Genomic DNA, 17,661 nt, shown 5'->3' on the forward strand with positions numbered 1-17,661 from the left:
GGCGGCGGGTCACGCGATGCGACCCGCCGCGATTGGACTGGCGCCAGAACTAGAAGGAGAGGCGAGCTCCCGCGGTGAAGTAGCGGCCGATCACGTCGTCGTCTCCCGCTACCGGGTAGAAGAACCCGGGCGTCGCCGCCCAGCTCGGGTTGATGTAGACGGGGGCGTCCTTGTTGAAGACGTTCTGCACCGAGAGGAACAGGGTGCGGTTCCTGTCTCCGCCGGGATGGGCCGTCAGCGTCAGGTCGGTGAAGCCGACCGAGGGGACCTCCGGCGTGTCGAAGACAAGCGTGGGATCGCCGCTCTGCTTGAGCGAGGCCCGCCACCTGTGCTGGACATCCACGCCCCAGTAGTCGGTGCGATAGGACGCAAAGAGCGTCGCACGCCACTTCGGCACACCGCCCGCCGCCTGCTGGCCGGCGACACCGGCGTTGTCGATCGTCGTGCCGAACCTGCTGAGCTCGAACTTGGGCTGGTAGCTCAGGAGGCCACGCAGGGTGAGCGTGCCGTTCGCGAGCGGCGCCCAGTAGTTGATCTCGGTGTCGACCCCTTCGATCTTGTGCGATGCGATGTTCTGGACCTGCGCGATGACGGCGGTCGGGAAGTTGGTCACCGACGTATCGCTGAAAGGGAAGGGGCGGACGTAGAAGGCGCAGACGTCCGCAGCGCCGCCGCTGTCCTCGCAGGCCTTTTGGGTCGCCACGTCGGCTCCTCCGACCGAGGCGATCGCGTTGGCGATGTTGATCCGATAGTAGTCGATCGACAGGCTCAGCCTGGGCGCCGGCTTAATGACCATGCCGGCGGTCAGGGTCTTTGCCACCTCGGGCTTAAGGTCCGGATTGCTCCGCGTGAAGAGCCTCGTCACCGCGGTATTGGTGGTGTGGATGTCCGTGAAACCGGTCAGCGAGGCGGTTTCTGGCGCGAACAGCTCGTTCAGGTTAGGGGCGCGGATATCGCGCGAGCGCGTCGCGCGGAACGACAGGATGTCGTTCACTTGCCAGTCGCCGCCCACCTTCCAGGTCGTGACGCCGCCGCTCGTGCTGTAGTGGGTGTAGCGGACCGCGCCGTTCAGATCGAGCGAGCGCGCATATGGGGCGTCGCGCAGCAGCGGGACAACGGCCTCGAACGCCCCCTCCTTGACGCTTTGCCTGGCGTCGGCGTCTGCCGTGGTGTTGGAGAGCCACAGCGGCAGGAACGGATTGCAGAACTGGACCCCCGTGCAGTCGGGATGCTCGGATGGCTGCGCATTGCTGACGTTGCGCAGCGATAGGCGGCGATACTCGCCGCTCAAGGCGACTTTGACCGGGCCCGCCCAGGTCTCGAACGGCGTGCCTGTGACCGCCGCGCCGACATTGTCTAGCTTGTTCGTAAGGTCGAACGAGGTCGTGCCACGCACGTAGTTGATCGCGGCGGACGCTTCCCGGCCGGACACGAACGGGTTGTAGGGAAAGCAGCCCGCGTAAGGGCCCGTGTTCACGCGACATTGGATCGTGCCGCCGACGTTCACGGCGTCGAGCGCCGCGGCGAGGCGGCCCGTGTTGACGTTGCCGATGCTCGAGACCCGCGCCTTCGACCAGCCATGCGAGTAGAAGACGTCCCAGTCGAAAGCGTCGCCGAACCTGCCCTGCAGGCCGATGGTCCCCTGGATATTGCGGGTGACGGCTGCGGTGCGGTAGCCGGGGAGGTCGTCGTAGTAGCGTCCGATCGCAAAGGGAACGCCGCCCAGCTGAGCCTGGATGGCGGGCGACAGATAAGGGTTGGTGGGCGAGATGACCGCGGTGCCGGGATAGATGGAGTAGTTGAGCACGGTGTTGCTGTTCTCGCTCCGCGCCCAGCTCGCCTGCACGTAGGCCTTGATATCGTCCGTGAGCTCATAGTCGAAGCGGCTGAAGGCGCGGTCGGTCTCGAGGGCCGCCGTGAGCGCCGAAATCGAGTTGTAGAAGCCGTCGCCTCCGCTCTCGGCGCCGAAGGAGCCCGTGGGCGTGCCGTGGACGAACGGCACGAGCGTCGCGCCATCGCCGGCGAACTGCATGTCCGTGAGGGGGCTGTTCGGAAGACCGTACAGGAAGCCTGGAAGAATGAGGCCCCCGAAGGAGCCGAAGGTGGAGCGTGTATTGGCGACCAGCGTGAAGGGGTTCGACGCGGTGCCGGCGCCCTGCTGCGTATAGACTAGGCGTCCATTCTTGCGCCCGAGCTTGGTGTCGATGCCGTCCTGGTCGAAGTGCTCGTAGCTGACGAGAAGGTGGCCGCGGCCTTCGAGCACCTCGGCGCCCCAGGCCGCGCCGGCTCGCCACGATTCGCCGTCGCCGTAGTCCGAGACGCCGGCCTGGGCCTGCAGCTTGAGACCCGTGAAACGCTTGTCGATCACGTAGTTGACGACGCCCGTCACGGCGTCGGAGCCATAGACGGCGGACGCGCCGCCGGTCACGACGTCCACCCGCTCCAGCAGCATCTCTGGGATGACGTTGGTGTCGATCAGGCCCGTCGAGGTCGAGGGCGTCAGCCGCTTGCCATCGAACAGGACGAGCGTCCGGATCGCGCCGAAACCCCGCAGGTTGATGAAGTTGCCGACGTTGTTGGCGCCCGAGTTGTTGACTGAGGCGACGCTATTTGAGTTGCTGACGACGGGCAGCTTCCGGAGTGCATCCGCCACATTCGTCGGCGTCGTCTGGAGCAGTTGTTCAGCAGAGACGACCGTCAGCGGCGTTGGCGAGTTCTCGCCGCTCGTGATGACGCGTGACCCGGTGACCACAACTTCCTCAATGGTCTCGGGAGCGCTCGTCGACTGCGCGAGAGCCGGCGACGAAAGCATGAGCGCGATGAGGCTGCACCCCGCGCAATAGGTTGATGATTTCAACAGATCCTCCCCTCGTTTCCGCCGAGCCTCAGGTGCGCTCGCGGCATTTTGGAAACGTTTCCATCAAAAACTGAAAACGTTGTCAAATGAATTGGGAACGTTTCTAATCAGGGTCGGAAGCTAGACGGGGAGCGAAATCCAGATGCAGCTGAAGGCCCCGTCACGTCCGGTGAGCGACGCGGAACAGGAGGGGGGATCGGTCCCGCCCAATGCGGCGGACCTGCGATACTTCGTCTATGGGCTGTTCTTCGTGTTCGGCGGGATCACCAGCCTCAACGACGTACTGATCCCGAAGCTGAAGGACCTGTTCACGCTCTCCTATGCCGAAGCGATGCTGGTCCAGTCGGCCTTCTTCGCTGCCTACTTCGTCGTCTCGGCGCCAGCTGCCGCCGTCGTAAAGCGGGTCGGCTATATGCGTGGCGCAGTCGTGGGGCTGGCGACCATGTCGGCGGGGTGCCTGCTGTTCATTCCCGCGTCGCTATCCGCCGACTTCATTCCGTTCTTGCTGGCGCTGTTCGTCCTCGCCGCGGGGATCACCATGGTGCAGGTCGTCGCCAATCCACTCATATCGATGCTCGGTCCGTCGGCCACAACACACAGCCGGCTGACGTTCGCCCAAGCCTTCAACTCCCTCGGCACCACGGTCTTCCCGTACGTGGGCGCCCTGCTAATCCTCGGCACGCTGGCCAACGTGGATGCCGAAGGACTCAGCGGAGCGGCGTTGGACGCCTATCGGACGCAGGAGACCCGTACAGTCGTGGCGGCCTATCTCGGCCTCGCCGCCGCACTGGCGGTCATGGCGGCGGTCGTCTGGGTCCGCCGCCGCCGCCTTGTGGAGACGCTGTCTGAAGACGCCAATGCCTTCCAGTCCTTCGCTCTCCTGGGCCGTCCAAGGCTTGCCTTCGGGGCGCTGTGCATCTTTCTCTACGTCGGCGCCGAGGTCGCGATCGGCTCGATCATCGTCAACTACCTCATGCAATCGAATGTCCTGGCGCTCGGAGAGCGCGCCGCCGGGCAGCATGTCGCCCTCTACTGGGGCGGTGCGATGTTGGGGCGGTTCGTTGGTGCTTACATCCTTCGCGTTTCCCGACCAGGGATGGTTCTGGCGACAGCGGCGACCGCCGCCATTTCGCTCCTGTTGGTGTCGGCCAACAGCACTGGCGCCGTCTCCGCCTACTCGCTGCTGGCCATCGGCCTCTGCAACTCGATCATGTTCCCGACGATCTTCTCGCTGGCTTGCGAAGGCTTGGGCCGGAGGGCGGCCGACGGCTCGGGCATCCTCTGCGTCGCGATAGTTGGAGGCGCGATCGTCCCAGTCCTGATGGGACGCGCGGCAGACCTGGCAAGCCTACAGGTCGCGCTGGTGGTGCCTGCCTTCTGCTATGCCGTCATCCTGGCGTTCGGCATCTATGCACGGCGGCCCGCCGGCGTGGCCGCCGAATCCGTTAAGACGCCCTAGTTCTAGTGCGCTGATGCCCTCACGACTGTGCCGCGTAGACGGCTGGCGGTGATTTGAACGGATCCAGCACCTCTACGCCGAGGCCCTTGGTGTGCTGGACGTTCCGCGTCACCAGCGTGCAGCCGTGGCTGGCGGCGATGGCGACGATGCCCTTGTCCATCACGTGTTTGTCCTGTTGGCCGACCTGCAGGCCCCACTGCTTGGCGGCGTCCGCCTCCAACGACAGAACCCTGCCCGCAAACGCGGCTTCGACCGCCTCAACCGCCGCTTTCAGGCTCCCGTCCTTGTCCTTCCCCTTCTTCTGGGCGGCGGCCACGCCCTTCCACATTTCCTGAATGGTCAGGACGCTGATCGAGAGCTCATGGTCGTCGACGGACTTCAGCCATGTCGCGACGTTCGGGTGTCCGTCCTCGCCCAGGAGGATCTCGCGGACCACGTTGGTGTCGAGCAGATAGCGAGGCGCCACTAGGAGTCCAGGAACTCACCCAGCCGCTTCAGGTCCGCGTTCCGCAGGGCGGCCTTGGCGGTCTGGCCTGGGTAGGGGCGGCCGGGCTTCGGATTGGCGTCAGCGTAGGCCTTCGCCGCAAGCACCTGAGCCTCCGTGAGGGAGGGATAGTCGGCAAGCACCTGGTCAACAGTCATCCCACCGTCCAGGAGCGAAGCGATCCGATGCGCTTCGATCGTCGTACCCTTGATGAGGGCATCGCCGCCGGACTCGTCGATCTTCGCCGCGAGCGCGCCGAGTTCCCTGGTCTTCAGTTGGATGTAGGTCACATAGGGGCGTACCTTCACCGTCATCGGACCGAATGCGATGACGTCGATCTCCTCCAGCCGGGTGCGTGTCATCGCCTCGTAGAATGCCGGCCGGCTCTCCCGGCCAATCCAGCCCCTGAGCTCGTCGACCGCGCGCAGATAGACGAGATCGTGGAAGGCGAAGTACCGCACCTTTAGGCCTGCGCGACGCACCATGCGCGGCTTCACAGGGGACCGTTCCACGGCCTTCTTAAAGGCGTCCAGAGGCTCGCCGAGCAGAAAGGCGGCCTGGGCGATGGTCCAGCCTTCAGGTGCAGATTGGGACTGTGCAGGCATCGGATTTCCTAACCCAACCCCAAATTTAGGGTCGGGTTGCCTAATGGGCAATAGGTCACGAGGCCTCGGCGATTTCGCGATATTCACGCGTTCCGCCTTGCGACGAACTCGTGCAGCGATTCCGGCCGCAGATGGGTGTAGCGGCGCAGCATCTTCCAGTCCCTGTGCCCGGTGACGAGCGCCACTTGCTGGATCTCGAACTCGAACTCGAAGAGCCGGCTCGTCGCCTCATGGCGTAGGTCATGGAAGTGCAGGTCAACGATCCGAAGCGCGTGACAGGCCCGCGTGAAGGCGGCGCTGATCGACTTGTGGTTATAGGAGAAGATGCGGGTGTCGCGGTTCGCGCGGATCGCCCGTTGTTCCTCGATGAGGGCGACAGCGCTATACCCAGAGACATCAAGCAAGGGGATGCGCTGGTCGTTGCCCTTCTTCTGGCGAGGGTCCTTGCGGTCGCGGATCAGCAGCATCTTTACCCTGGGGTCGTAGTCCTCCCAGGTCACGCGGCAGATCTCTTCCTGGCGCATTGCGGTGGCGATCGCGAACTTCATGATGCGCGTCATCGGGATTAGCTGGCGGTCATTGCCGTCGAAGTGCGCGAACAACGCGGTGAGTTCTTCTTCCGTCGGTCGTCGGTCGCGCTCGACGCTCTTGCCGATCAATCCCAACCGCCGCAGGGCGATTCGAGCGAGGTCCACCGGCTCCACGCTCACAGGCAAGCCATGCACTGCGGCGGCGTGGGAGATCACGAGCTTGATGGCGCCGAGGTCCATTGCCAGCGTGAGCGGGCCGGCGCCCTGGTCCGCGCGCATGCGGCCAAACTGGAGGAGCCGCTCGCGATCCATGTCGACGATTCTTCTCGATCCGAGCGTGCGCTTGAGCATCGCCAGGGTCGCGGTCTTCGTGCGACCTGGCGCGCGGCCGACCGCCTTCATATCTGCTATATGCAGGTCGATCAGGTCGCCGAAGGTCCTTAGCCGGGCGATGCGCGACTTGGTCGGGCTCTGGCCGCGGTCGATCTGGCGTTCCGCGTCGACAGCCCATCGCTTGGCGTCTTCATGACTGACGAAGGTCTCGCTCAGTGAGCGGCCTTTGCGTCGGACTTGGACCCGCCAGCCGCCGGACTTTTGTTTACGGATCGAGGCCATTTTTCGCGTGCAAATCGGGTGCAGAGGGATTTCGAAACGTGGCGAACGGGGTCGTGAAACGTCGCATTCTGGCGACCCCGGAGGCTCGCGTTAGATGTTGAAAGATAACGAGAAGACATTGAAAAATCAACATCATTTACTGTGTATAGCACCCATGATGGACTGGACCGACCGGCACTGCCGGGTCCTGCATCGGACGCTGTCGTCGCGCGCGCTGCTCTATACCGAGATGCTGACCACCGGCGCCGTGCTGCACGGCGACCGGGCGCGGCTGCTTGCGTTCAGCCTGCAGGAGCATCCGGTGGCGCTGCAGCTGGGCGGGTCGGATCCGTCCGACCTGGCCGAGGCGGCGCGGATCGGCGAGGCGGAAGGCTATGACGAGATCAACCTGAACGTCGGCTGCCCGTCCGACCGGGTGCAGTCGGGCCGCTTCGGCGCCTGCCTGATGCGCGAGCCCGAACTGGTGGCCGAGTGCATGGCGGCCATGGGCGCGGCGGTGAAGGTTCCGGTGACGGTGAAGTGCCGGATCGGCGTCGACGACCAGGACCCCGAGGAGAGCCTGTTCCGGCTGGTCGAGCTGTGCTCGCAGGCGGGGGTGAAGCTGTTCGTGGTGCATGCCCGCAAGGCGCTGCTGAAGGGCCTGTCGCCGAAGGAGAACCGCGATGTCCCGCCGCTGAACTATCCGCTCGTGTGGCGGCTGAAGCGGGAGCGGCCGGACCTGACCATCGTCATCAACGGCGGCGTCGGGTCGCTGGACGAGGCCGAAGAGCATCTCCAGCACGTGGACGGCGTGATGCTGGGTCGGGCGGCCTATCACACGCCCGCGATCCTGGCCGATGTGGATGCGCGGATCTTCGGGGAAGGAGCGCCGGTCGATCCGTACGCGGCGGTCGAGGCCTACAAAGACTATGTCGCGGCCGAACTGGCCAAGGGCGCGCATCTGGCGGGCATGACGCGGCACATGCTGGGCCTGTTCCACGGCCGGCCGGGCGCGCGGACGTGGCGGCGGATCCTCACGGTCGAGGGCGTAAAGCCGGGCGCAGGCCTCGAGGTGATCGACGAGGCCCTGGCCGTCGTGTCAGGGCTGGAGGCGCAGCGTCTCGCGCGTGGCCTCGAAGCGGGTGAGGCGGCCTAGGTAGCTCATCCCCAGGAGCGAGACGTCCAGGCCGTCGGCGACGACCAGCGCCTGCACGTTCTCGAGCCGGGCGCCGTTGATCGACACCGAGTCCAGGGTGACCGCCGCGGCGCGCGACGAGCCGCCGGCGGTGGTGACGTTGTAGCCGTACTTGAGGTCGGCGGCCTTGAAGCCCAGCTTGGCGGCGTCGGCGGGGGTCAGCGCCACGGCGGTGGCGCCGGTGTCGACGAGGAAGTGGACCTTGCCCGCGCCGCCTTCCTGGCCGGCCACGTCGGCGTCGGCCCAGAAGTGGCCGTCGGCGGCCTTGGTCACGGCGCCCGTGCCCGACGGTTGCGGACCGATCGCGAAGCCTTGCGCTTCGAGCCGCGCGATGCGCATCGGCGCCGGGGCCATCGCCTGGACGGCGCAGGCGCTGCAGAGCGCCGACACCACCGCCACGGCGGCAAGCTTGCCGAGTGAAGACACCTCAATCACCAAAGAAAGCGGCCTTCTGGCCTGTCTCGTTGGGTGGAGGCTAAGGCGGACGAGGTTCGAATCCCGTGAATCGACACGGTTTCCGGATTTAAACCATGAGTAGAAGGCGCGGCGCGCCCGCGATGTGCGCACCCGCCGCACGCTGATATGACTCGCGCAAATCCAAATGTTCTGGTTTTGTTCATCCAGGGGTGAGCCATGACCAAGATGACGTATACAGGCCTGATCGACCCGGCGCGCGAGTTCGAAGCCCTGCGGCCGGCCTACAATGTGACGGTGCGGATGATGATGAAGTGCCGGCCGTCCAGCGCCGACTACCTGGTGCTTCTGGCCGTCACAGACGCGATGAACGCCGCCGCGGCCCACTTCATGCCGCAACCGGCCGTGACGTCGTTCTTCGGCGCCAAGCCGACCGGCTAGCGAGGCCAGGGCCTCAGAACATCGCCAGCTTCTCGGGGCGGATCAGGCTTCGACGGTCAGGGAGCTCGGCCAGGATCGCATCGCGCTCGGCGTCGGTGAGCCGGGCCCAGCCGGCCACCTCGTTCAGGCGGCGGTAGCAGCCCATGCAGAGCCCGCTCTCGCCATCGACCACGCAGACCTTGATGCAAGGCGTCTTGATGGGAGGAGGGGGGCCGCTCATGCGCCCAAGGTAGGCGACGTTCGCCCGTGCCGCCAGCCGACCCAGCGGAAGGGGCGGCTAGCCGGGGATAGCGTAGGTGACGCCCGCCTGGGCGGCCAACCGGTCTGGCCCCTCCGTCCACAGGCGCACGTCCATCACCGCCAGCCGGCGGCCCAGGCGCAGCATCTCGGCCTCGGCGTGCAACTCGCCAGGCTGGGCCCCGCGCAGGAAGCTCATGTTGAGCTGGGACGTGACGGTCATCAGCTGATCGCCGATGTGGGCCAGGACCAGGGCGTAGGCCGCCGTGTCGGCCAGCGACATCAGGGTAGGCCCGGCGATCACGCCGCCCGGCCGCAGCATCTCGGACCGGTAGGGCGACACCAGCCGGACCCGCCCCGGCGTCACCGAGGTCACCTGCGGAAACCCCTGTTGCGGCGACTGCGGGAAGGCGCGGCGGAGCAGGGCGTTGACGCCTTCGGCATCCAGAACGGGTTCGAGCTTGGCCATCCCCTGTTCTGGCCCGTGTTACAGGAACATTACAAGCCGTTTATGTATCCATGTAACAGTTACGATTTCTGACCTAATATTAATCCGCAACTACTGATCATTGCGGCTTGTTCATTTGAGTTTACCGCCCTTGGCCGTCAGCATTCGTGCAGGTTTTAGGGAGACACCCCATGAAGTACGCGATTGTCGCACTGGCTATCACCGCTTTCGCCGCCCCGGCCGTCGCTGCCGGCAAGATGACGGACGTCGACTACCTGCGGGCGAACCGCTGCAAGGGCCTGGCCACCACCATCGAAGGCGTGGTCGACCCCGCCGCCCTGAACAGCGTGATCAAGGCCGAGCGCGGCGCGCGGGCCACCTACGTCGTCGACCGCGGCGAGGAAGAGTTCAACAAGGCCCGCAAGGAGGCCAAGGGCCAGGATCGCAAGGAACGCCTGACCGCCGAACTGACCGGCGCCTGCCAAGCCTATCTGGGTGGCGCGACCAGCGTCGCCAAGCAAGGCAAGGACGTCGCGAACCCGTAAGCCTACCCAAGCCCAACTGGCTCCTCGCCAGCGCGCCGACCTCCGGTCGGCGCGCTTCTTTTGCCTTTGGGAGGGGCGCCTCCAGTCGGCGCGCTAGTCGGCCATCTGGGAGGGGGCGCCGACCTCGGTCGGCGCGCCTTTTTCGTGCAGCACGGGCGAAAATCCGGCTCTCGCGGGAACCGGAGCTTGGCCATAGGGTTGAGCCCCCTGTGGTGAGGGCGAGCCCGATGAGCGTACTTAGACCGGGCGAGACCTGCTGGCGCACCGAGCCGGCGGATCGCTGCGCGTTCCTGATCGACAACGAGGCCTACTTCACGGCGCTGTACGAGGCGTTCCAGAAGGCGCGGCGCTCGATCCTGATCCTGGGCTGGTCGTTCGATCCCCGCACCCGGATGTTCCCCGACGGCTACGACGGCCCCGACGATCCGGACGAGGTGGGCCATGTGTTGCTGCGGCTGGCGCGCGAGCGGCCGGAGCTGGATGTCCGGATCCTGATCTGGAAATCGTCGCTGCCGATCGCGGCGACCCAGGAGTTCTTCCCGCACAAGGCGCGCAAGTGGTTCGAGGGCAGCCGGGTGCGGTTCCGCCTCGACGACCAGGTGCCGTTCGGCGCGAGCCACCACCAGAAGGTCGTGGTCATCGACGACCGGCTGGCGTTCTGCGGCGGGGGCGACATCGCCGTCGATCGGTGGGACACGCCCGGCCATCTGGACATCGACCTGCGCCGGATCATGCCCGACCAGGAATACCATGACCCGCGTCACGAGGTGATGATGATGGTCGACGGCGCGGCGGCGCGCGCCCTGGGCGACCACTTCCGCGAGCGCTGGCAGGCCGGCTGCGACGGCGACGTGATGACGCCGCCCCCGACGCCGGCGGCGACCCCTGGCCAGATCACGTCCCGGCCCACCTGACGCAGGTGGACGTCGGGATCGCGCGCACCCGGCCGCCCTGGCGCGGGCAGCCCGAGGCGGACGAACTGCTGCGCCTGGCGCTGGCCGCCATCGCCAGCGCCAAGGAGACGATCTACCTCGAGAACCAGTACTTCACCTCGCCGGTGATCACCGAGGCCCTGGCGCGGCGGCTGCACGAGCCCGACGGCCCCGAGGTGGTGCTGATCTCGACCGGGTTCTCGCCCAGCTGGTTCGACAAGCTGGCCATGGACAACGCCCGGGGCGCCATGGTCTGGCGGCTGCGGGTGGCCGACGTGTTCCACCGGTTCCGGGCGCTCTATCCGCGGACGCCGGCCGGCTCGACGATCATCGTCCATTCGAAGACCAGCTTCTTCGACGACCGGCTGGCGCGGGTGGGCTCGGCCAACCTGAACAACCGCTCGTTCGGCTTCGACAGCGAGATCGAATTGGCCGTGGAAGCCCACACCGACGAGCACCGGATCATCCTGGGCGCCATGCGCGACCGCCTGATCGGCCACTTCCTGGGCCACACGGGCGACGCCGTGGCGAAGGCGCGGGCCGAGCATGGCGGCAGCCTGGTCCGGGCCATCGACGCCCTCAACCGCGAGGGCCGCCTGCGCGAGATCCACCCCGGCCGGCAAACGCCGCTGTCCGAGTTCGTGGCCGCCTATCACCTGGGCGATCCGTCCAGCCCCGCCGACTCGATGCGGCCCTGGCGGCGGCGCGAGCGGCTGTTCGAAGAGGCCCGTACGCTGCACGCCCGGCCCCCGGCGGCGATCTAGAGCCTGTCCGGTTCAGATGGAATCATCTGAACCGGATGAACAGGCTCGCTCTCTTTGATTTAGAGCGCGTTTCGGGGCGAAACCGGCGTCCACTTTCGCCCAACGCGCTCTAGCTCAGGACAGCGCGAAGTCCATCGCCAGCGGCAGGTGGTCGGACGCCACGCGGGTCAGGGGCGTGAACGGCGCGGTGACGTCATGCACCTCCACGCCTGGGCTGACGAACAGGTGGTCGATGCGCAGCACGGGGAGCTGCGAGGGGAAGGTCGAGGTGGGCGACTTGCGCGGCGCGAGCTGGCGGGCCGGCTGCAGGCGCTTGACCAGGGTGCGGTAGACCACCGAGCTGGCGGTGGCGTTGAAGTCGCCCAGCAGGATGGCCGGCCCATGGCAGTCGGGATGTCCCAGCCAGCCGGGACCCGCCAGGGCCGCGGCCTGCAGCTGCTGCTCGCGGGGCACCAGACCCAGGTGGGTGTTGACGATCTGCACCGGCCGCCCGTCGATCTCGACCTCGACCCAGAGCGCGCCCCGCGGCTCCAGCCCGCGCACACGGGGCAGGCCGGGAAGGGAGCCGGCCTTCACCAGCCGCTCGGGATAGACGGTGAGGATGGCGTCGCCGTAGCGCTCCTCCTCGACCTGCATGGCGGCGTGGAAGTGGTGGGTCATCGACAGGCGTTGGGCGATCTCGTGGGCCTGGTCGACGTGGTTGGTGCGCCGGCGGCCGACATCCAGCTCCTGGAGCGCGACGATGTCGGGTTGCAGCTCGGCCAGCACCGCGGCCACCCGGGCCACGTCGAGGCGGCGGTCGTTTCCGACGCAGCGATGGACGTTGTAGGTGACGATGCGGGGCATGTGAGCCGTGGTTTGGCGGCTGGCCGCCGCAGTGGCAAGGTGCGCAACTCGTAACCGCCGCGTTCCGTTGCCTGCCGCCAACCCCGAGCATCATCGGGAGGAGGGGAAGATGAGCGTCGCAATCGCCCTGGCCCTGCTGTTCCAGGCCGCGCCGCCGCCACAGCGGCCGCCCCCGTCGATGACCGACATGCCCGGCTGGTCCAAGGCGCCGCGGCCCGAGGACATGATGCGCGCCTATCCGCCGGAGCCGGGCCGCGCCAATCTGGCCGGATCGGCGAGCCTGGAGTGCACGGTGGGGCCGGCGGGCGAGCTCACCGCCTGCGTCGCCGGGGACGAGGTCCCGGTCGGCTCGGGGTTCGGGACGGCGTCGCTGGCGGTCGCCGGCAAGTTCCAGATGCCCACCCGGGCGCCGTCAGGCGCCTCGACGGTGGGGCGGACCGTGCGCTTCCCGATCCAGTGGATCCGGCCGGTCGAGGGCGAGGCCCAGCCGATCGTGATCTACGACGAGGCCGGCCGCCAGGGCTCGGTGGGCTTCAACTGCCGGGTGCGCGACGAGCGCGCCTTCGACAACTGCGTGGTCGTGGATGTGAAGCCGCGCGGGACAACCCTGTTCTCGGTGGCGGGCGAGGCGGTGCAGCGCGCCAAGGCCCCGGCGTCCGCCCGGCCCGGGTCGCGCATGATGCTCGTGGTCGAGGTCAAGCCGCAGGGCCGCTGATCCGGGCCCACGGCGCCGCTCGCCTTGGCCTTTGGCGCCGGACTTGCTTTAACGGTTCAGTAACCAAAGCGTTAGGGACCGAAATGCTCCAATGGATCGCGCTGGCCACGGCGGCCGTTTCGTCTGCAGCCGCCATCAATGCGGCGCCGGGCCCTGACCTCCTGTCGGTCAACTGGGTCGCCACCCCCTCCGGCCAGGACATCGCCAACGTCTATCCGCCCAGCGCCGTTCAGGCCGGCAAGGGCGGCGCCGTGCTGCTGGAGTGCAAGGTGGCGCAGGCGGGGTCGCTGGAAGCCTGCCGCGTGCAGATCGAGGATCCGGTGGGCCTGGAGTTCGGCCTCGCCGCCCTGGAGCTGGCCCCGCTGTTCAAGATGGCCGACAAGGCCCCCGACGGCAGCCTGGTCGCCGGGCGCACGGTGCGCATCCCGATCATGTTCTCGATCGTGACCACGGGCGACTGAGCCAGGAACTTTCGCCCGGCGCCGTCAGGCGCGGTCATGATCTGAACCCCGAAATACACGAAATACACGAACAGGCACGGGACGACCCTCGGGCGGCGGGAGCCGGCTCGCTTTCGTGTATTTCGTGTATTTCGTGGTTCGATTTCGAGGGCGCTTCGCGCCGGGCGCCTCGTCAGCGGTGTGGTGGGCCTGTGGATCGGCGAAGCGGGAGACCGGGCAGGCCTGAGGGCCGGATGGCCGGCGGCGCCAGGGTGAGGGCCGCGGTTCCGCCGGAGAGGCGGGTGCGTAGCGCGCTTGCCGCCTGTGCCGGCGCCGCAGCGGGCTTCGCCGCCGCGGGCTGAGCGCGGACCCGGTCGAGGAGTTCGTGCAAGGTGGGAAGTTCGGCGGCCTGCGGGGTCAGCGCCCGGGCGTCGTCGGCGACCTGTTCCAGGGTGCGAAGGAGGAGGGGCAGGCTGGCGCGCTCGGTCTCCCGGTCGCGATCGCGCTCGTCATAGCGCTCGGGGCGCTGGGCGCAGTCCGAGGGTTCCGGCCTCTCGTCCCGCTCGACCTCGCGCTCGATCTCAGTCTGTGGGGCGTCGGCCCGCAGAGCCAGCCGCGCCTCCTGCCGCAGGCGCATCGCCAGCGCGATCGAAAGCCGGACCGAGGCGAAGCTGCGACTGTAGGCGTCGAACAGCCGAAGCTTGCGGTCGAGATCGTCCTCGACCTGCGCCGCCTCGGCGAACGACATGCCCAGGCCGAACGCGGCCTGGCGCATGTCTTCGAGTTGGCGGGTCTCTGCGTTCATGTGAACAAAAATAGAACGTTGCGTGGCGCACGTCAAGTCACCCGACGGCCTACGCCACCCCCGCTTCGCCGTAAGATCGGCCATGTTCGCGTTCGCCAGGCGCCGGGCGAGACCCCCGGGGTCCTGATCCCCGCGGCCTTCGACGCCGATCCGAAGGCGTGCTGAAGATCTACTAAGCAGTAGCGCTTCGCCGCCGTTCAACCCTAAGCTTCGTGGGGAGTTGGGGGTTCCGATGCTTGTGGGCGCAATCGCCGCCACTCTGATCGAGGGCGGAGCGCAGCCGGTCGTTGCTGCGGATAGACAAGAAGTTCTGCGCCCTGACTGGATCCAGCGGCCAAGCGCCGAGGAATTGGCCAGAACCTCGGCCCCCTCGCTCATCATAAGGAACGGCGGCGGAACGGCGACCATACGATGCATGGTCAAGCGGGACGGCAGTCTTGAGAAATGCGTCCTGATCAAGGAAGCCCCGGTGGGGGCCGGGTTCGGCAACATCCTGCTGAGCCTCAGCTCCCGCTACAGAATGCGCCGCTACGACCTCGACCAGAAGCTGGTGGCGGGGCGCTCGGTGGACGTCGCGATGCGGGTCGGCGCGCCCGACCTGCCCATCTCAATGCCGCCCCCGGGCGGTCTACGCTTCGGGGCCGTGAAATGGCGCGAGACACCCGGCTACCTGGCGCTATCAGATGCGTATCCCAAACGGGCCTGGAAGCAGAAGATGGCCGGCTTCGCCGTGCTGGACTGCAGAGCGGGTCCTGATGGTCGACTGGTGGCCTGCTCGGCCACGGCGAAGCCCGCCAACGAAGGCTTCGACGCGGCGGCCCTCGGCCTCGCGCCGAAGTTCAGGATGGGCCCAAAGGCGATTGACGGCAGCGAGATCGTCGAAGGCACGCCAATCCAGATTCCGATACGGTTTCTGATGAACGCGGTGCGGCTCGACGTCATTCATGCCGCGCACCCCAACCTGCCCGACGGGCAGGTCGCCCTGGATTGCCGCGTCACCGATGAGGGACGCCTAGACAACTGCGTCGTGACGTCGGAGACGCCGAACGGCAAGGGGTTGGGGGATATCGCGCTGCGGCTGAGCGCGCGGATGAGGTTCGCCGAGCCAGCGGATGAGTTCAGTCGCGTCATCGTACCCGTCGACTTCGCGAAGGGATCGACGCCGCCGCGCTAGAGGCGCGCAATTCCGTTCTCCGCCCTCTCCCAGGAACTCAAATGCTCGCACTCTGGATCGTCATGGCCATGCAGGGCGCGCCGGCTCCGCCGGCGCGGCCGACGCCCAGCATCATATCCAACCCGGACTGGCTTCGGCGTCCGAGCAGTCAAGACATGGCGCGGTTCTATCCGGAAAAGGCCGCTCACGAGGAGGTGGAGGGGCGTGCGACCCTGTCGTGCAGCGTTTCCGTAGAGGGTACGTTGGTTGCGTGCTCGGCGGTCAGCGAGGATCCCGTAGGCTACGACTTCGGAGCGGCGGCGATGGGTATGAGCACGCTCTTCCGAATGCGCCCACAAACACGGGACGGAACGGCTGTCGCCGGAGGCACGGTGAGAATACCCATCCGCTTCATGCTGCCTAAGGGACCGATGGCTCCGCCGACCGTCGAGGTGATGACCCGTTGCTACCGGGTCGCCGCGGGTAAGCTGGAGAAGGCGCCGGCCGATCCCGCCTTACAGGCGCCGTTCCTACTGTGGCGCATGGTTCTCGAACTGAGATTGTTGTCAGAAAAGCTTCCGCCCGCTGAGATCGACGAACGCCTGAGGGTGTTACGGACGAGCGCCGAGCCGTTGACGCCGGCCGAGGTCGCGACCTGCGAAGCCGCCCTGCCGTCGGATCTCGCCACCGGCTTCACCTCGATCATCGATACGATCGGGAAGGTCCCGCTTCGCTAGCGGCCCTCCCGGGTCGATCTTGGTGTCATCCGGGCTCAGACCCTGCCGCCGTCGCCCCCGCCGCGCCACGCCACCCAGTCGCCGTAGGGGTGGCAGGTGGCCAGGACGGCGCTGTGGCCGTCGGGCCAGCGGGTGCAGCGGAGCTGGACCTCGCGGCGGTCGGGGGTCCATTCGAAGCTGATCTCGACGAGCGGTCGGTCGGCTGACGCGCCGGCGCCGGCGGCGGCCATCATCGCGGCGATCTCCTGGCGATCGCGATCGCTCAGGTACTGCAGGAACATCGTGTGCACGACGGCGCGGCACACCCGGTCGGGCTGCCGCTCGGCCAGGCGTTGGGTCAGCCAGAGCTTGGCGTCGCCGCGGTGGACCTGGGGCGGATGGGCGATGGCGACCGCGAGCGCCGCTTCGAGGCGGCGCGACCGCGCGGGCTGATCGGCCCAGGTGAACGACAGCAGGCGTTCGCGATGCGCGGCGTCCTGGGCGCTGAGCGGGTTCAGATCGACGCCGTGCGCCGACAGGATCGACACGGGGGCCGCGGGCGGATCGGCGCCGCGCCACTGGGGCTCGATGTGGACCGGGGATGCGGGATCGCCCGCCGCCACGCCGCCCAGCCGATAGGCATATCGTGCGAGGTTGAGGTTGAGGCCGCAGCTGGATCCGAGCTCCAGGATCTGGAAGGGCATCTGCCGCTCGGCGGCGATCGTCATCAGCGCGGACATGATCGCCGCGCCGCGGGCGACCTCGTTGGTCTGGGTCGGATCGCGGATCCAGTCGGCGATGAACTGGTCCTCGCGCAGCAAGGCCTCGGCGATCGCGCCGTCGAAGTCGTCGTGTTCGCCGCGGTACAGATCGGCGAGATACTGGGGGCTGCCGCGCCGGGCGAGCGCATGAAGCGCGCCGTTGACGCGCAGGGCGACGGCGGCGGCGGCCGGATCGCCGGTCCAGTCCTGGACCATGCGGCTGCTCATGGGGGCCAGGGCGAGCTGGCGATCAACGGCCTCGAGCACGGCGGCGACGAAGTCCGAGCCCGACGAACGGCAGCTCTCGGCCTGTCGCACAAACGAGTGCCGGGCGCCGGTCGTCGCGAGCATATTCATGAAATACAATCCAAACGAGCAACACGTCCCACACAACTCGGGACAAACTGGTTGGCGTAGGCCCACGTCCGAGTGACGCGCGCTCCGCCCGATAGTTTAGTCAGGACCAGGCGTTTCGCCTTTTGATCTGGTCTCGCTCCCTGCGGTCCGCACTGAGCAACAGCGGCTCTTAAGGGGCTCTAAACCGCGTTCGATCTTTGCAGAGACTTTATGTCGCAGGTCGAAAGCGACGGCCCGGAAACGTCATTAACGGGCGGGCAAGCTCTACTCATCTAGGTGTGACCCTCGACTTCGAGCGGCCACCCCTCGCAGTTTGACATCAGTATCGTAACGTCAAGATGTTTCCGGTGCGACGTGAAGACC

General features: G+C 67.1%; 20 protein-coding genes. 10 read left to right on the forward strand and 10 right to left on the reverse strand.

The features are described from left to right. Positions 1-49: 49 nt before the first annotated feature. Positions 50-2,812 (reverse strand): TonB-dependent receptor domain-containing protein, encoded by a 2,763-nt coding sequence (locus ACQ66R_RS20875; RefSeq protein ID WP_430426368.1) that lies wholly within the window; start codon positions 2,810-2,812, stop codon positions 50-52. Positions 2,813-2,999: 187 nt separating this feature from the next. Here ACQ66R_RS20875 and ACQ66R_RS20880 point away from each other — a divergent pair, with 187 nt between their 5' ends. Beyond that, positions 3,000-4,316, forward strand: a complete 1,317-nt coding sequence (locus ACQ66R_RS20880; RefSeq protein ID WP_430425170.1) for a sugar MFS transporter — start codon at positions 3,000-3,002, stop codon at positions 4,314-4,316. 19 nt (positions 4,317-4,335) lie between these two features. On the opposite strand, the gene ACQ66R_RS20885 is transcribed toward ACQ66R_RS20880, so the two are convergent. The 3 genes from ACQ66R_RS20885 to ACQ66R_RS20895 all read right to left on the reverse strand — a co-directional run bounded on the left by ACQ66R_RS20885 (position 4,336) and on the right by ACQ66R_RS20895 (position 6,550). Then, on the reverse strand, positions 4,336-4,782 hold the full coding sequence (locus ACQ66R_RS20885) for a PIN domain-containing protein (RefSeq protein WP_430425172.1): 447 nt from the start codon (positions 4,780-4,782) through the stop codon (positions 4,336-4,338). Continuing rightward, a complete protein-coding gene (locus ACQ66R_RS20890) occupies positions 4,782-5,405 on the reverse strand; it encodes a DUF433 domain-containing protein (protein WP_430425174.1) in 624 nt (207 codons plus the stop codon). The genes ACQ66R_RS20885 and ACQ66R_RS20890 overlap by 1 nt, the downstream gene beginning before the upstream one ends. 83 nt (positions 5,406-5,488) lie before the next feature. Further along, the gene (locus ACQ66R_RS20895; protein ID WP_430425176.1) at positions 5,489-6,550 is read right to left on the reverse strand and encodes a site-specific integrase; all 1,062 of its coding nucleotides are present in this window, start codon (positions 6,548-6,550) and stop codon (positions 5,489-5,491) included. A 94-nt stretch (positions 6,551-6,644) separates the two neighbouring features. Between ACQ66R_RS20895 and dusA the strand changes: the two genes are divergently transcribed. Continuing rightward, complete coding sequence (dusA, locus tag ACQ66R_RS20900) at positions 6,645-7,685, forward strand: tRNA dihydrouridine(20/20a) synthase DusA (protein ID WP_430425178.1); 1,041 nt, start codon at positions 6,645-6,647, stop codon at positions 7,683-7,685. Here dusA and ACQ66R_RS20905 read toward each other — a convergent pair. Then, the gene (locus tag ACQ66R_RS20905; RefSeq protein WP_430425180.1) at positions 7,629-8,150 is read right to left on the reverse strand and encodes a TIGR02281 family clan AA aspartic protease; all 522 of its coding nucleotides are present in this window, start codon (positions 8,148-8,150) and stop codon (positions 7,629-7,631) included. The two genes, dusA and ACQ66R_RS20905, sit on opposite strands and share 57 nt — an antisense overlap. A gap of 207 nt (positions 8,151-8,357) precedes the next feature. Here ACQ66R_RS20905 and ACQ66R_RS20910 point away from each other — a divergent pair, with 207 nt between their 5' ends. Then, positions 8,358-8,579 carry a hypothetical protein gene (locus ACQ66R_RS20910; protein WP_430425182.1) on the forward strand — a complete coding sequence of 74 codons (222 nt, stop codon included), beginning with the start codon at positions 8,358-8,360 and terminating at the stop codon, positions 8,577-8,579. A 13-nt stretch (positions 8,580-8,592) separates the two neighbouring features. On the opposite strand, the gene ACQ66R_RS20915 is transcribed toward ACQ66R_RS20910, so the two are convergent. After that, positions 8,593-8,799: a DUF1289 domain-containing protein gene (locus ACQ66R_RS20915; protein WP_430425184.1), complete on the reverse strand. Its 207-nt coding sequence runs from the start codon at positions 8,797-8,799 to the stop codon at positions 8,593-8,595. Between the two features lie 57 nt (positions 8,800-8,856). Beyond that, complete coding sequence (locus ACQ66R_RS20920; RefSeq protein WP_430425186.1) at positions 8,857-9,285, reverse strand: PaaI family thioesterase; 429 nt, start codon at positions 9,283-9,285, stop codon at positions 8,857-8,859. Positions 9,286-9,455: 170 nt separating this feature from the next. Between ACQ66R_RS20920 and ACQ66R_RS20925 the strand changes: the two genes are divergently transcribed. From ACQ66R_RS20925 to ACQ66R_RS20935, 3 genes are all read left to right on the forward strand, one after another. Continuing rightward, positions 9,456-9,809 (forward strand): hypothetical protein, encoded by a 354-nt coding sequence (locus ACQ66R_RS20925; protein WP_430425188.1) that lies wholly within the window; start codon positions 9,456-9,458, stop codon positions 9,807-9,809. Positions 9,810-10,036: 227 nt separating this feature from the next. Continuing rightward, positions 10,037-10,723 carry a hypothetical protein gene (locus tag ACQ66R_RS20930; RefSeq protein WP_430425190.1) on the forward strand — a complete coding sequence of 229 codons (687 nt, stop codon included), beginning with the start codon at positions 10,037-10,039 and terminating at the stop codon, positions 10,721-10,723. Between the two features lie 5 nt (positions 10,724-10,728). Beyond that, complete coding sequence (locus ACQ66R_RS20935) at positions 10,729-11,505, forward strand: phospholipase D-like domain-containing protein (protein ID WP_430425192.1); 777 nt, start codon at positions 10,729-10,731, stop codon at positions 11,503-11,505. A 114-nt stretch (positions 11,506-11,619) separates the two neighbouring features. Here the strand turns inward: ACQ66R_RS20935 and ACQ66R_RS20940 are convergent, their stop codons facing one another. Continuing rightward, entirely contained in the window at positions 11,620-12,351 is a 732-nt protein-coding gene (locus ACQ66R_RS20940; RefSeq protein WP_430425194.1) for an endonuclease/exonuclease/phosphatase family protein, read from the reverse strand. A 109-nt stretch (positions 12,352-12,460) separates the two neighbouring features. On the opposite strand from ACQ66R_RS20940, the gene ACQ66R_RS20945 reads away from it, so the two are divergent. Beyond that, positions 12,461-13,066 carry a hypothetical protein gene (locus ACQ66R_RS20945; RefSeq protein WP_430425196.1) on the forward strand — a complete coding sequence of 202 codons (606 nt, stop codon included), beginning with the start codon at positions 12,461-12,463 and terminating at the stop codon, positions 13,064-13,066. Positions 13,067-13,149: 83 nt separating this feature from the next. Then, positions 13,150-13,527: a TonB family protein gene (locus ACQ66R_RS20950; RefSeq protein WP_430425197.1), complete on the forward strand. Its 378-nt coding sequence runs from the start codon at positions 13,150-13,152 to the stop codon at positions 13,525-13,527. A 172-nt stretch (positions 13,528-13,699) separates the two neighbouring features. Here ACQ66R_RS20950 and ACQ66R_RS20955 read toward each other — a convergent pair whose 3' ends face one another. After that, positions 13,700-14,311, reverse strand: coding sequence for a hypothetical protein (locus ACQ66R_RS20955; protein WP_430425199.1), 612 nt, complete (start codon positions 14,309-14,311; stop codon positions 13,700-13,702). A 415-nt stretch (positions 14,312-14,726) separates the two neighbouring features. Between ACQ66R_RS20955 and ACQ66R_RS20960 the strand changes: the two genes are divergently transcribed. Then, positions 14,727-15,485: a TonB family protein gene (locus ACQ66R_RS20960; RefSeq protein ID WP_430425201.1), complete on the forward strand. Its 759-nt coding sequence runs from the start codon at positions 14,727-14,729 to the stop codon at positions 15,483-15,485. A 41-nt stretch (positions 15,486-15,526) separates the two neighbouring features. Next, positions 15,527-16,201 carry a TonB family protein gene (locus ACQ66R_RS20965; protein WP_430425203.1) on the forward strand — a complete coding sequence of 225 codons (675 nt, stop codon included), beginning with the start codon at positions 15,527-15,529 and terminating at the stop codon, positions 16,199-16,201. A gap of 35 nt (positions 16,202-16,236) precedes the next feature. Here the strand turns inward: ACQ66R_RS20965 and ACQ66R_RS20970 are convergent, their stop codons facing one another. Then, positions 16,237-17,307 carry a DUF2332 domain-containing protein gene (locus tag ACQ66R_RS20970; protein WP_430425205.1) on the reverse strand — a complete coding sequence of 357 codons (1,071 nt, stop codon included), beginning with the start codon at positions 17,305-17,307 and terminating at the stop codon, positions 16,237-16,239. Positions 17,308-17,661: the final 354 nt, after the last annotated feature.

Origin of the sequence: Phenylobacterium sp., assembly GCF_965284355.1 — a bacterium.
GTDB lineage: Bacteria > Pseudomonadota > Alphaproteobacteria > Caulobacterales > Caulobacteraceae > Phenylobacterium.

Coding starts and splice junctions, on each gene's coding strand:
- ACQ66R_RS20875 (WP_430426368.1), bottom strand. CDS start 2,812: ATGCTTTCGTCGCCGGCTCTCGCGCAGTCGACGAGCGCTCCCGAGACC.
- ACQ66R_RS20880 (WP_430425170.1), top strand. CDS start 3,000: ATGCAGCTGAAGGCCCCGTCACGTCCGGTGAGCGACGCGGAACAGGAG.
- ACQ66R_RS20890 (WP_430425174.1), bottom strand. CDS start 5,405: ATGCCTGCACAGTCCCAATCTGCACCTGAAGGCTGGACCATCGCCCAG.
- ACQ66R_RS20895 (WP_430425176.1), bottom strand. CDS start 6,550: ATGGCCTCGATCCGTAAACAAAAGTCCGGCGGCTGGCGGGTCCAAGTC.
- dusA (WP_430425178.1), top strand. CDS start 6,645: ATGTTGAAAGATAACGAGAAGACATTGAAAAATCAACATCATTTACTG.
- ACQ66R_RS20910 (WP_430425182.1), top strand. CDS start 8,358: ATGACCAAGATGACGTATACAGGCCTGATCGACCCGGCGCGCGAGTTC.
- ACQ66R_RS20915 (WP_430425184.1), bottom strand. CDS start 8,799: ATGAGCGGCCCCCCTCCTCCCATCAAGACGCCTTGCATCAAGGTCTGC.
- ACQ66R_RS20920 (WP_430425186.1), bottom strand. CDS start 9,285: ATGGCCAAGCTCGAACCCGTTCTGGATGCCGAAGGCGTCAACGCCCTG.
- ACQ66R_RS20925 (WP_430425188.1), top strand. CDS start 9,456: ATGAAGTACGCGATTGTCGCACTGGCTATCACCGCTTTCGCCGCCCCG.
- ACQ66R_RS20930 (WP_430425190.1), top strand. CDS start 10,037: ATGAGCGTACTTAGACCGGGCGAGACCTGCTGGCGCACCGAGCCGGCG.
- ACQ66R_RS20940 (WP_430425194.1), bottom strand. CDS start 12,351: ATGCCCCGCATCGTCACCTACAACGTCCATCGCTGCGTCGGAAACGAC.
- ACQ66R_RS20945 (WP_430425196.1), top strand. CDS start 12,461: ATGAGCGTCGCAATCGCCCTGGCCCTGCTGTTCCAGGCCGCGCCGCCG.
- ACQ66R_RS20950 (WP_430425197.1), top strand. CDS start 13,150: ATGCTCCAATGGATCGCGCTGGCCACGGCGGCCGTTTCGTCTGCAGCC.
- ACQ66R_RS20955 (WP_430425199.1), bottom strand. CDS start 14,311: ATGAACGCAGAGACCCGCCAACTCGAAGACATGCGCCAGGCCGCGTTC.
- ACQ66R_RS20960 (WP_430425201.1), top strand. CDS start 14,727: ATGGTCAAGCGGGACGGCAGTCTTGAGAAATGCGTCCTGATCAAGGAA.
- ACQ66R_RS20965 (WP_430425203.1), top strand. CDS start 15,527: ATGCTCGCACTCTGGATCGTCATGGCCATGCAGGGCGCGCCGGCTCCG.